The sequence below is a fragment of the Calothrix sp. PCC 7507 genome (genome assembly GCF_000316575.1).
In the GTDB taxonomy this organism is placed as follows: domain Bacteria; phylum Cyanobacteriota; class Cyanobacteriia; order Cyanobacteriales; family Nostocaceae; genus Fortiea.
This window is the reverse complement of the sequence record NC_019682.1, coordinates 4,705,786-4,718,696: the sequence shown is the minus strand read 5'-3', so window position 1 is coordinate 4,718,696 and position 12,911 is coordinate 4,705,786. Positions and strand designations below refer to the sequence as shown.

10 protein-coding genes are annotated in these 12,911 nt (G+C 41.9%); 5 read left to right on the top strand and 5 right to left on the bottom strand.

From position 1 onward, the window contains the following. Positions 1-89: 89 nt before the first annotated feature. The 5 genes from CAL7507_RS20140 to CAL7507_RS20120 form a co-directional block, all read right to left on the bottom strand. The gene (locus tag CAL7507_RS20140; RefSeq protein ID WP_015127871.1) at positions 90-1,061 is read right to left on the bottom strand and encodes an IS110 family transposase; all 972 of its coding nucleotides are present in this window, start codon (positions 1,059-1,061) and stop codon (positions 90-92) included. Between the two features lie 487 nt (positions 1,062-1,548). Continuing rightward, on the bottom strand, positions 1,549-2,232 hold the full coding sequence (rnc, locus tag CAL7507_RS20135) for a ribonuclease III (protein ID WP_015130336.1): 684 nt from the start codon (positions 2,230-2,232) through the stop codon (positions 1,549-1,551). A gap of 159 nt (positions 2,233-2,391) precedes the next feature. Beyond that, positions 2,392-3,177 carry an NYN domain-containing protein gene (locus CAL7507_RS20130; protein WP_015130335.1) on the bottom strand — a complete coding sequence of 262 codons (786 nt, stop codon included), beginning with the start codon at positions 3,175-3,177 and terminating at the stop codon, positions 2,392-2,394. 521 nt (positions 3,178-3,698) lie between these two features. Further along, entirely contained in the window at positions 3,699-6,443 is a 2,745-nt protein-coding gene (locus CAL7507_RS20125) for a GAF domain-containing protein (protein ID WP_015130334.1), read from the bottom strand. Between the two features lie 478 nt (positions 6,444-6,921). Further along, a complete protein-coding gene (locus CAL7507_RS20120; protein WP_015130333.1) occupies positions 6,922-7,422 on the bottom strand; it encodes an NADAR family protein in 501 nt (166 codons plus the stop codon). Between the two features lie 363 nt (positions 7,423-7,785). Between CAL7507_RS20120 and CAL7507_RS20115 the strand changes: the two genes are divergently transcribed. The 5 genes from CAL7507_RS20115 (at position 7,786) to CAL7507_RS20095 (ending at position 12,622) form a co-directional block, all read left to right on the top strand. Continuing rightward, a complete protein-coding gene (locus tag CAL7507_RS20115) occupies positions 7,786-8,394 on the top strand; it encodes a DUF4129 domain-containing protein (RefSeq protein ID WP_015130332.1) in 609 nt (202 codons plus the stop codon). A 67-nt stretch (positions 8,395-8,461) separates the two neighbouring features. Then, positions 8,462-9,550 (top strand): DUF4350 domain-containing protein, encoded by a 1,089-nt coding sequence (locus tag CAL7507_RS20110; protein ID WP_015130331.1) that lies wholly within the window; start codon positions 8,462-8,464, stop codon positions 9,548-9,550. Positions 9,551-9,651: 101 nt separating this feature from the next. Then, entirely contained in the window at positions 9,652-10,602 is a 951-nt protein-coding gene (locus CAL7507_RS20105) for a MoxR family ATPase (RefSeq protein ID WP_015130330.1), read from the top strand. Positions 10,603-10,999: 397 nt separating this feature from the next. Continuing rightward, the gene (locus CAL7507_RS20100; RefSeq protein WP_015130329.1) at positions 11,000-11,188 is read left to right on the top strand and encodes a hypothetical protein; all 189 of its coding nucleotides are present in this window, start codon (positions 11,000-11,002) and stop codon (positions 11,186-11,188) included. A gap of 108 nt (positions 11,189-11,296) precedes the next feature. Continuing rightward, positions 11,297-12,622: a DUF58 domain-containing protein gene (locus tag CAL7507_RS20095; protein WP_015130328.1), complete on the top strand. Its 1,326-nt coding sequence runs from the start codon at positions 11,297-11,299 to the stop codon at positions 12,620-12,622. The last annotated feature ends 289 nt before the right edge of the window (positions 12,623-12,911 follow it).

The window sequence follows — 12,911 nt, the reverse complement described above, 5'->3', positions numbered from 1 at the left end:
ATGCTTCATGGAAGGGATAAAAAGTGTTCCCAAATATGGTGGTGTTGATTGCATATCATCGCAAACCCCGTAGATACTGTCTTGATTCGTCAAGAGGCATGAGCGAGATAATCAGGGTCAAAAGGCTTTTGGGATTTTAAAACCCCAAAAGCCAAATGCAGGAGTTTACGCATCACAGCAGCAAGAACTTGCATTTTGACCTTGCCACGATCTAGCAAACGCTGTGCAAATAATTTCAACAGCGGATTATGGCGCATAGCAGCAACAGCAGGCATATAAAGTGCCTTTCGGAGTCGGGCATTGCCAACTCCAGATAAGCGAGACTTACCCTGCACCGAAGAGCCACTAGAACGTTCTTGGGGAGTTAAGCCAGCATGAGCAGCTAACTGGCGAGCATTGCGGTATTGTTCAAGACAACCGATTTCGGTTAACAGCACAGCCGCAGTCTGCTCACCAATACCAGGGATTGAGGTTAAAAGGTCGCGCTTGGCCTTCAAATCAGGATGGCGCTCAAAGTGGTCGTGAATCAGTTGTTTCACCTGGACAATCAGCTGTTTTAACTGCTCTAAATGAGACTCAATTAAAGCGGCAACAGTGGGTGTGGCAGTTTCTAACCGATTCTGCTCCTGTTGGTACATGTCCGTGAGCGATTCTAAACGACGAAGGAGCGCTTGAAGCTCTTTCACCTCAACTGGTAAAGGAGTCCAAAGTTCTGGGGCAATCGCCAGACAAAAACGCGCAATCACTGCGGCATCTACTTTGTCCGTCTTAGTACGAAGTAGTTCGCTCTTGGCAAATCCTTTAATGCGGGATGGATTGACCACACTGACTTTGTGACCATTCTCCACTAAAAACTCTGCCAATGCTTCGCCATAGGTGCTTGTCGCTTCCATGCAGCCATGAACTTGAGTCGCTCCTTGTTTGATGAGCCAGTTTTGTAGGTTAACAAAACCTTCTGGATTGTTTTTAAAGACTTTGGATTTTGTGGTTTGGTTCTCCAGTATCAAAGTCACATGAAAATCTTTTTTACTGATATCGATACCGAGAACTATTTTTGACATGAGACATTTCCTCCACAGTTAATTTCTACAATAGAAGAACTGATGAATTGCATCTACTATCCTTGTGAATGCAGACTTTCCCAATATTTGGGGTCTAAGATACTGTCCAGTCTCTACAATTCAATTCGATTTCACCGATACAGGTTGCCAATCTACGTTACAGACTTTTGTATGGTCTCAGGGGCGGGGCAGCTTGACCTGGTATTACCAGTCCTCCAAAAAGAATTGTGTCGTTAAACTAGTACAGACAACATTTAAGTTTTTTGAACTGCATTCTCAAGTCAAGTCTTTGCTCTACATCACAGTGAAAGCTATTTACTCGGTTCCTTGGGATCTTCTATTTAAGATACAAGGGGCGGGGTTTCCCCGCCCTCGCTCGATTGTGTTGCTATAATGGCGATATTAAATGCGATCGCTCGCGACTCCATAAGAGTTTTCCGCCCCAAGCCAAATTATTCTCATACCTGAATTCAGCAACACCAGAATTTCACACCAGCCCTTGTTTTTTCAACTTAGCTAGTGCATCTTCTGCAGCCGCTTTTTCCGCATCTTTTTTATTACGTCCTTTCCCTTCTCCATACTCTTTTTCATTCACCAATACTTTAGCGATAAATACTGGTGCGTGAGAAACTCCACCGCTTTGTTCTGTGACATAATTGGGCGGATTTGGTGTAACATTACGTTGCACCCATTCTTGAAAGCGATTTTTTGAATCTACATTAGAGCGAGACACAACAATTTGCTCAGGTACAGAATCAAATAATGGTTCTACAATTGCGCGGACTGCTTCAATTTTTGAATCATTGTCTAGATAATAAGCGGCAAGAACTGCTTCAAAAGTGCTACTTAATAAATTAGGATTTTGATATCCTCCATCTCGAATTGCACCTTTACCCAACCGCATCCTAAAATCTAAACCTACCTCAATCGCAAACTTTGCTAATTGCTTCTCATCCACTAATGCAGAACGCCGCCGCGTTAATTCATCTTCTCCCTTTTCTGGGTGACGATTATAGAGATATTCACCACTTAAATAATTCAGTAAAGCATCTCCAAGAAACTCCAATCGTTCATTGTGTTCACCTTCCCCTGGGTTTTCATTCACATAAGAACGATGTGTGAGCGCTTTTCGTAGGAGTTTTTCGTCATGGAATGTTAGAATTCTATGCATTTTTCTCTTTTGTACTGTTGTGAAAATTGACTCTTGGGTAACTTATTTTTAAACATGAAAAAACCGCAAATAGCGGTGCTGTTTAGTAAATCTTTGAGTAGGGTGCGTTAGGCTTTAGCCGTAACGCACCGCCAGATAACTAGGTTGTGAAAAGCCAACTCAAGCAGCAAGTTTATCTAACTCAATTAAAAACAATTGCTCATTTTGTATTTTGACTTTTCCATCCTTCACAGCAGCATCAATAAATTGACTAAAGCTCTTAAATTTCTTACCATCAGGTGTATTGATAGAAGCAAATCCTTGATATGCAAGACAATGCTGACGCATCAAGTTATCAATATAGCTAAATCCTGTACGCTTTCCTTGACTAAAGGCAATCTTGATAGCTTTAGTTAGATACTCGATAGCCTCATTGTAACTAATTTGAGAATCAACGGTGGTTTGAGGTTTAGTCTTATTCTGAACTAATTCATGTAAATTATCTAAAAAGTAAAACTCATCAGCAAGTTCTTTTAATTTTTGCTTTACATTACCTATATGAGCCAATATTATGACTTTTTTACCCAAATTTTGTAGATTCCGAACCAATTTTACAAAGTCTCCATCACCTGATACAAGGATAACTATATCTGGAGACAGATTACTGTTAAGTTCCTCTAGGCAGTCAGCTATCAACTGATTATCTGCACTGTTCTTAAGAGGGCATGGTACATCAAAACATTTAAAGCTAACACTGGCTATACCATTCTTTGCAGCTGCTTGGTCTGGACACTGCGAATTATAGTACATGTTTTTACCAATTAAACATCCTTTAGAATTGGAAAAGTCGATTAATAACTTTACTCCATCTAAGCTCAATTTGATATTTTGATAATCCCAATAAATGGAAACTAAAGGTAGCTGCTGACTTGTTTGTCCATTTGGAGATAGATGAATGTCTGCCATTGTAATATGTCCATAATTTTTTGGTGAACTGGACAGCTTCACAAAATTACTCATCTAGCCTAAAGCTTTCTAACTACGCTTTTTTTTGGTTCAAGTCTCAGCCGTAGAACTCCTGGCTTACTACCAAGCTTTGCGTCATCGCTTCCCCTGAACATTCACCCAAACATCTTAATCTTCCCATTGAAAGTCTAGCCAATTAGTAAACTAGATATCCGCCTGAATATTCAGCGGAAGGGATGACGTAAAGCTTGGCAGTAAACTAGGAGTTCTGCTGCTGAGACAACTCCAAAAACCTGCGTTTTCGATTGCGGTTGCTTTCGAGTGAGGTTATTTAGCTGTCTGTATATACGGTTCCACAGTATCAAAGTTTTGTCAATACCCCTTTTTGTAAAAACTTGTACAGGCGATCGCCCGATATCATAACTTCATAATTCACGTGTAGTATTTTGTAGCTGTATGAGTCGAGAACGATAGATTTTGAATTATTATCGCACTTGGGGAGCAGTAACGTCGATGAGCAATCATGTATAAAGATTAACTTTACATATTGGTTGAGGGGTGTTCAGGGGAATTTCAATCCAAAACTCAGTACCTTTGCCGAGTTGAGAAACACAGTCAAGCACTCCACCATGCTTTTTAACAACAATCTGGTAGCTGATAGCTAGCCCTAAGCCTGTACCCTTTCCTACTTGCTTGGTTGTAAAAAATGGATCGAAAATACGTTTTTTTACATCTTCGCTCATTCCCGATCCATTATCGGCAACGCGAATCAGCACACAGGAATTATCGGCAGAAACTCTCGTAGAAATCAAAATTTTAGGGATTAAGGATTGATTATTTTCAGTTTCTCTTTCTAGAGCATCAATGGCATTACTAAAAATATTCATAAATACTTGATTCATCTGTCCAGCATAGCATTTAACTAATGGCAATTTCCCGTAGTCTTTGACTACTTCAATGTCAGACAAATCAGCATTTGCTATTAGGCGATATTGCAAGATTAATAACGTGTTATCAATACCTTCATGGATGTCAACGGATTTATATTCAGCCTCATCTAGGCGAGAAAAATTACGTAGCGATCGCACTATTGACTGGATGCGATCTGCTCCTACTTGCATTGAGGAGATAATTTTTGGTAAGTCTTCTGTGACAAAATTAAGATCAATCGCTTTTTCTAATGATAAAATTTCACTATTAGGGTTGGGATAGTGTAACTGATAAAGCTGTAAAAGTTGCACCAATTGCTGAGTATATTCACTGACATAATCTAAGTTACCATAGATAAAGTTAACAGGATTATTGATTTCATGCGCCACACCTGCAACTAACTGTCCTAGGCTGGACATTTTTTCAGTTTGAATCAATTGTGTTTGTGTTTCTTGGAGTTCATATAGAGTATGCTCTAATTGTATAGCCTTAGCTTTGGCCTCAGTTTCGGCAATATAGCTTTGTTCATAGAGTTGTGCTTGTTGAATAGCGATCGCTGCTTGATCTGCTATTTGCTGTAGTAACTCAATTTCCGCATCCTGCCAATTTCTGGGAGCATCACACTGATGGGCGATCAGTAATCCCCAAACTTGCATACCTATGTTAATGGGGATAATTAAATTGGCTTGCACTTGCAGATGTTGCAAAAATTCTCGATGACAGTCGCTCAAATTAGCTGTTGATACATTGCTAATTGCTCTGATTCTGCCTTCAAAGTAAAGACGAATATACTCATTAGGGAAGCAATCAGGTGGTGCTTTCACGCCCAAAGCCGACGCATAACTACCATTAATTTCTTCCACAATTACTTGACTATCAGTTTTACCTGCTATCTGGTAAATCAGCACCCGATCAGCATTGAGTAAAGGGCGGACTTCCCGCACAATGGTTTGCAGGGTTGTGTTTAAGTTCAATGTACTGCGGATCTGTTCTGTAATTTGCTTGAGTACTTTTGCAAATAGTAATGATTGTTCCAGTTCAGCAGTTTGTTCTTGTACCCGATGTTCTAAATTCAGATTTGACGCCTGTACTTGTTGGTACATTTGCTGCTGCTGAATTGCCATTGAGAAGTGATAGCATAAAGCTTGTGCTAAAGAAATATCTTTAGGCTGCCATTTAGGTGCTTGCCCTTTTATTTGCTCTCGCCAAACCTCAAAAGAAAGCTGTGGTAAGCGTTGTCGCCGATTCTGGTCACAGCGTCCTGCCCATAAAATTTCAGTATCAACTTTGGCGCGAAAAATGCTGAGTACACCGATAAAATTTTGGCGGTAATAAAGGGGAATCACCAATAATCCCTGAATCTGAGTAGACTGGAAGGCGAGAGCCAAAACTCGCAAATAGGGTTCCTGCTTGAGGTCTGTAATCGCCCAAACACTCCCGGGTCGAGACTGAGTCATCCAGTTTTGCCACACGGGGTGTTGTTCGATAATGACAGTTTCTGAATCGTAGGGTGCTAGCGGCTGGTCGCCCCAGGTGTATAGTTCTTTACTATGCTCAATGTAGAGTCTACCGCCTACGCCATTTAACGCTACAACAGTTGTTTCTAGCGCTTCTTGTAACTGGATCGTTGGCAGTTTATGTAACAGGGTAGTGATTTGGTTAATCGTCGCTTCTTGCTGCTGCTGGGTACGGGTTTCACTGAGTAGATTACTTTGAGCGATCGCAATTTCTACCTGATCGACAACTTGCTGTAAAACCCTGACTTCCTTTTCCACTATTGTTCGTGGCTGACTGTGGTGTGATACTAATAATCCCCACAGTTCAGGTTTTGCCGATTGCACTTTGAGGTTGCAATGTACAATTGGCATGACTAGCGAAGACTGAACTCCCATTGAGCTTAAGTATTCTATATGGCATGGGTCTACCTGCCGATAGTAAATATTTTCAGTTGGGTTAAACTCGCCAGTTTCTGGAGAGTATAGCGGAAATAATCCTATCTTTCCATTAGCTACATCCACAATCGAACGTTGCCGAAATTGCAAAAACATTTCTCTCGCCACTCGTGGGATATCATCCCCAGGGAAGTTCAACCCCAATAAAGATGGTAAACGCTGTTCATAAATTGATTCAGCAATCACTTCACCACTAGTATCAGCGTTAAATCGGTAGACCATCACCCGATCAGTACCCAAAAATGAACGAGCTTCTGCAACTGTAGCTGTTAATATTTCTGAGAGTTCAAGCGATCGCCTAATCCGGCTTGTCATCCCATGCAGTAACTCTTCTTGTTCAGAGGTCTTTTGTCGCCACCCATTTTGTCTATCGGGAAGTGCCATTGCTTATTTACGCCTATAAATATAAATATTTTCTTAAACTCTCAATTTTAGTTTTTATAGGTCTTAGTTTAAAACCAAAATCTTAACAAAGACTTAATTTTAATCCTCTGGCGTTAGATTTGTATTCGGTGAAAATACGCAGATTGTGTTAGGTAATTTCAAAGATTTCTCTATTTTAAATAGAAAGTTTATATACCTCAAAAAATTGATTTGTTTAGAATAATTTTGATGAAAATAAAAATATACAAAACAACCAAAATAATCCTGAATTAGGATAAATGTATTGCCTTAACATTTAACCTCATCTTTGATTCTTGAACGATACTACAGATGCATAGATCTGCTCAAAAATAAAATATGATTCCCATATATATAGTTGTAACCAATATTTTATTAGCCAATTTATTACAGTTTACATTCAGAAAATTAAAATTGTGGTGAGAGGGGAATAGCATATTCCCCTCTCACCACAATTGACTCAATATTTAGTGTACTTGTCTGACAAATATTTATCAGGAATTGCTGTTAAAGGAACTAACTGACGGATTTCTGCACGCACACTCATGAGGATGTTACCGAGATAGTTTTGACCAGTTTTATCCGCACCACAGCCCCAGAAATAATCAATTGGGGAGTTTTCTACTAGGATCTGATTACCTGTGGACAGAAGAATTTCTCTGATCTCGCCATGAGTGACAAATTTTTTCAGGACGGCTTCTCGCATTACCTCAGTTTTAACCACATTCCAATCTGAACGGAGTTGGCGAGTGGTACAGCGTCCTAAAGCAGCTGCTTCTTCTGGAGTTTGGGCGGCATGGATGAGCGGTATAATTACTGCATCGATACTACCGACAAACTTTTGTGCTTGATAATAATGCTCTACCGTTGACCAGTAAGTACCCTGGATTTGGATTCCGTGGGGAGAAAAGTTAGAAAAACAGCCATAAGGCTGCCAAGCTTTGTAAAAGTAAATAGTCATTTGAAAATTGCTCTTTAATATCAATTTCACTTTAGCCCGACAACTAATGAATTTTTAACTCCCTGTTAGGGGAGTCAATTCCTCTCAACGAGGGAAACTCCTCCCTCCGGATTCGGCAGTCCACCCGACTGCGGCTCTCCTACGTGTATTTCAAAAATCAAATACTAGTCCTATATAATATGTGTTGCTAAATAGTGGGTGTGTTTCTTGTAATATCGGGTCGGCTCGTGCTACAAAATAGCAAAATTGGTCATTGGTCATTGGTCATTGGTCATTTTGTTAAGAGTCAAGGGTCAAGAGTCATTAGTTATTTCTCCCTTATCCCCCCTGCCCCCTGCTTCCTCATCTCCCCTACTTTCCTCTATGACGACAGAAGCCTTTGAAAAAACTAGCTGGGATTGGCAGCTTTCTCAGTTCAAACAACAAGCAGGAGAATGGATAGAATACCAGTTTTCCCAGTTACAATTGGCTCTGCCAGAACTGCCTTCTGAATGGTCAATAAGTCCTTGGTTAGGTCAGCTCCTAAACATACTGTTTTGGGTTTCAGTCGGCTTATTCTTGGCCTGGGTAGTTTGGCGGCTGTGGCGAGAATTTGGTTCTTATGTGTATGCTTGGTTGACTGAGAATCTAGATAATATTGCTTCTGGGACAAAAATCCCCTCAAATGATGCATCGATCGCACTTTTGTTAACGCGATCGCAAGAATTTTACCGTGAAGGTAATTACCGTGAGGCTTGCCGTTGCCTCTATCTGGCAATATTACAACGTTTACATGATACCAGCATCCTGACCCACAAACCCAGTCGCACAGATGGCGAATATCTGCAATTGCTAAGATCATCCATCACCCCAGTACAGCCTTATGAAACTCTAATTACCACTCATGAACAATTATGTTTTGGCGATGCTGAGATATTACCTGAAAATTATGAGCAGTGTCAGCAAGCCTATAGGGAGATTTTTAATCAGTGAACAGTTATCAGTTATCAGTTATCAGTGAACAGTTATCAGTTATCAGTCAACAGTTAACAGTTAACAAATGACAAATAAATCAAACCGTCTAGCTTGGCTGGGGGCGATCGCACTAGGGGTAATTATTTTACTGAGCTTGATAGTGGCTCCCAGTAGTAACACAATTAATAGTGGCTCCACTTATAACCGCGCCCCTGATGGCTATGGTGCTTGGTATGCTTTTATGCAACAGCAGGGAATTGCCATTCAGCGCTGGCAAAAGCCGGGGAGTGATCTCAAAGCCGATAAAAATCCCGTGACTTTACTACGGGTATACAGTGAACTGAATCCGCCAGGAGTGGATCAACAAGAGCGAGAATGGTTAGAACAAGGGAACACTCTGGTAATTTTGGGTGTGCGCGATCGCGTCACAGCAGCGGAGTTTAGCACCACGCAAAAGTCGTCCTTTGGCGATGTCAAGATTGCCACGCGGAGACGACGCGAGAAAGTTGAACCAGAGCTAGTTTCTTTAGGCGATCGCTTCGGTGCTATTGTCTGGGAAGAAAAATACGACAAAGGCAAAGCGATTTTTTCTACCACTCCCCATTTAGCCGCTAATGCTTACCAGGATTATTTAAGTAATTTCCAGTATTTAGCCAATTTAGTTAGCCAAAAAAATAACCAGATTTTTGTCGATGAATACATTCACGGCTACAAAGATGCCGATGTCCGAGAAAAAGAAGGCAAAGGCAACTTATTCAGTTATTTTGTGCAAATGCCTTTATTTACTGCCTTATTGCAAGCAGGCGTTTTGCTATTAGTACTCATTTGGTCACAGAATCGCCGTTTTGGTAAGCCAGTAGCTTTAGATACACCAGCTATAGATAATAGCGAGGCATATATCCAAGCGTTAGCAGGAGTGTTACAAAAAGCCGAATCCACGGATTTCGTCGTGGAAATGGTAGGTAAAGAAGAACAACTACAACTACAAAAAGCCTTGGGATTAGGGCAATTATTGCTGGAACCCCAAGTTTTGATGGCTGTTTGGGTAGAGAAAACCGGTCTAAGTGCAGCCGAATTGGAAGCAGTATTAAAATTACATGCCCGAAAAAAAACCATCAGTGAACAAGACCTGTTAAGCTGGTTGGGGAAATGGCGCACCCTGCGTGAACAGTAATCAGTGAACAGTGAACAGTGAACAGACCTGATAACTGATAACTGTTCACTGATTACTGATAACTGATTTGCACTCTTGCGTGAATTTTTTCTCAATCAAATATGAGCGAAACCCATCCTATTTTCATTCGTCTCGGTCAAGGACTGAACCAAGTAATTGTAGGACAATCCAGCCTGATAGAGCAGTTGCTAGTGGCACTGTTAGCAGGTGGACATATAATTTTGGAAGGAGTACCGGGAACCGGTAAGACACTGTTAGTAAAAGTGTTAGCACAGTTAATTCAAGCCGACTTCCGTCGCATTCAATTGACACCAGATGTTTTACCATCTGATATTACTGGGACAAATATTTTTGATTTGAATAGCCGCAATTTCACCTTGAGAAAGGGGCCTGTGTTTACCGAGGTGCTGCTGGCCGATGAAATTAACCGCACTCCCCCGAAGACACAAGCGGCGTTGTTAGAAGCGATGGAAGAGAAGCAGGTGACACTGGATGGTGAAAGCTTGCCTTTGCCAGATTTATTTTGGGCGATCGCCACTCAAAATCCCCTAGAATTTGAAGGCACTTATCCCTTACCAGAAGCGCAGCTAGATAGATTTTTATTCAAACTAGTAGTAAATTACCCTGACCAAGCCGCTGAAAAGCAAATGTTACTCAATCGCCAAGCAGGATTTGCAGCGCGACGCTTAGATATCAGCCGCCTCAAACCAATAGCAACGGTAGCCGATATTTTGCAAGCACGGCAAGCAGTCCTAGAAATTAAGGTATCTGAAGCTATTATTGATTATCTCTTGACGTTGGTCAGAACATCCCGTCAATATCCTGATTTAGCTTTAGGTGCATCGCCGCGTGCTGCTGGCGCTTGGTTGCAGACATCCCAAGCGGTGGCGTGGCTAGCAGGGAGAAATTTTGTCACTCCAGATGATATCAAAGCTGTTGCATCGCCACTGCTGCGTCATCGCTTAATTTTGAAGCCAGAAGCCATGCTAGATGGTTTACAAATTGACGCAGTAATTGCGTCGGTGATTAATCAAGTCCCGGTGCCAAGATGAAGGGTGAAGTATGAAGTCTGAAGTCTGAAGGGTGAAACGAAAGTATGAGCGAGGAAAAGCAAAAACCGTTCAATATTCGAGAGCGAATGATTAATAAACTTTGTTAAAAATCTTAAATCAACATAAACTTTATTGCCCCCGGGATAAGTAGCCGGAATCGTAAACCCTAGAGGGAGCCTTGGAAAGACGCGCAGCGAAGAGGTGAGAATAAAAAAGGGAGTGAAATGGAACCAACATCGGCACAGTTAAAAGCACTTTATCAAAGATGTGTAAGAGCGAGTAACTTGCTTCAGCCAATTAATTTAGTGAGGCTTGATAGTCGCACTAATCGAATAGTCATGTTAGTTGGCGAAACTATACAAATAGAGATATTTAAAAATGGGGAGGTGATAATCGAGTGACTAGCCCAAACTACCAAGCAATGACTGAGCAGGAATTGCGTGACTATGTTAGACGCAATCCTCAAGATGAAGATGCTTTTCAGTACTATCTCAGCATTATTCGCTCTCGTCCTGGCGTGCTTTGCACAACAGATGAAGAAGCAGATGCGGAAATGCAAAGACGAGTTAATCAGCAAGCTAGTTAAAACCAATAGCAACCAGTTAAACAGGCACTGTATGTTTAACACAGTGCCTTTTATGACAATTAAGTATATCGTTCATAATTTCAGACTTCATACTTCAGACTTCAAAAAATGGTTGCATCAAGAAGAGTATATTTATTATTGATATTAGGAATAGCGATCGCCCCAATTCTCTCCATTTTTATCGGTATTCCCTTCAGCATGGCGATCGCCTTACTATTTGATGTTGTAGTGCTGGGGTTAATGGTTGTAGATGGTTCGAGGGCGCGACGACACCGTGTGCAAATTACTCGTGTATTACCATCACGATTGTCCATTGGGCGAGATAACCCAGTGCTATTAACGGTCACATCGGGTAACGCTGACGCTACAATTCAAATTTGCGACTACTACCCAACAGGATTTGGTGTCTCTACATCTACACTAAACGCCACTGTTGCCATGAACAGCACCCAAGAATTGACGTATACCGTCAAACCCACACAGCGAGGAGAGTTTCCTTGGGGGAATATTCAGGTACGACAATTAGGACACTGGCGGTTGGCTTGGGATGATTGGCAGATTCCCCAAAGTCTACCAGTCAAGGTTTATCCTGATTTAATTGGATTGCGATCGCTTTCGATTCGGCTGACACTACAGTCATCTGGATCAATCCGTCAATTTCGCCAAATAGGTATCGGGACTGAGTTTGCCGAATTGCGTAACTATCGCACTGGTGACGATTTGCGGTTGATTGATTGGAAAGCCACAGCCCGACGGGTAGGAGCCTATGGTAATACACCACCTTTGGTAAGGGTTTTAGAACCAGAACAAGAGCAAACTTTATTGATTTTGCTCGATCGCGGACGCTTGATGACGCAAAGAGTCCAGGGTTTGCAGCGCTTTGATTGGGGTTTGAATGCTACTTTGTCCTTAGCATTGGCAGGATTGCATCGAGGCGATCGCGTCGGCGTAGGTATATTTGACCGCCAGATGCATACGTGGATTCCCTCAGAACGCGGTCAACATCACCTCGGCCAGCTAATTGATCGCTTGACTCCCATTCAACCAGCATTACTAGAATCTGATTATTTGGGTGCAGTGACAAAGGTTGTGCAGCAGCAAACTCGTCGGGCGCTAGTAGTCTTGATTACCGACTTAGTTGATGTCACCGCCTCTACCGAACTCCTCGCCGCCCTCTCCCGACTAGCACCTCGTTATTTGCCGTTTTGTGTAACTCTCCGAGATCCCCAAGTTGATCGTTTGGCGCACACATTCACCGAAGATGTCACTAATGCTTATGCTCGTGCAGTGGCTTTAGATTTATTAGCACAGCGGCAAGTTGCTTTTGCTCAGTTGAAACAAAAAGGTGTGTTGGTTCTCGACGCACCAGCTAACCAGATTACTGATCATTTGGTTGAAAGATATTTACAACTCAAAGCACGAAATCAGCTTTAAGGGTAATTGTGAAATCAACACCATGCGATACCCGGATTTCTCACCACACCTCGCAAAGTTTGCGCTTGTGCAGGGGTGCAGAGTGCAGGGGAGAAAAACCACGCCACACTTCAGCGGGAGCATCCCAAATGTGTAAATTTATTTTTTTGTAGTGCGGGCTTCTAGCCCGCTGCCTGGACTAGCCCACTGCCTGGACTAGCCCGCTGCCTGGACTAGCCCGCTGCCTGGAAATTAGGGAGCAAGATGCTCCCACTACAAATTTTATTTTGGCAAAATTGGGATGCTCCCC

Bases quoted from the DNA above. Each gene is read 5' to 3' on its own strand.
- CAL7507_RS20140 (WP_015127871.1), bottom strand. From the start codon at position 1,061: ATGTCAAAAATAGTTCTCGGTATCGATATCAGTAAAAAAGATTTTCAT.
- rnc (WP_015130336.1), bottom strand. From the start codon at position 2,232: ATGCATAGAATTCTAACATTCCATGACGAAAAACTCCTACGAAAAGCG.
- CAL7507_RS20130 (WP_015130335.1), bottom strand. From the start codon at position 3,177: ATGGCAGACATTCATCTATCTCCAAATGGACAAACAAGTCAGCAGCTA.
- CAL7507_RS20125 (WP_015130334.1), bottom strand. From the start codon at position 6,443: ATGGCACTTCCCGATAGACAAAATGGGTGGCGACAAAAGACCTCTGAA.
- CAL7507_RS20120 (WP_015130333.1), bottom strand. From the start codon at position 7,422: ATGACTATTTACTTTTACAAAGCTTGGCAGCCTTATGGCTGTTTTTCT.
- CAL7507_RS20115 (WP_015130332.1), top strand. From the start codon at position 7,786: ATGACGACAGAAGCCTTTGAAAAAACTAGCTGGGATTGGCAGCTTTCT.
- CAL7507_RS20110 (WP_015130331.1), top strand. From the start codon at position 8,462: ATGACAAATAAATCAAACCGTCTAGCTTGGCTGGGGGCGATCGCACTA.
- CAL7507_RS20105 (WP_015130330.1), top strand. From the start codon at position 9,652: ATGAGCGAAACCCATCCTATTTTCATTCGTCTCGGTCAAGGACTGAAC.
- CAL7507_RS20095 (WP_015130328.1), top strand. From the start codon at position 11,297: ATGGTTGCATCAAGAAGAGTATATTTATTATTGATATTAGGAATAGCG.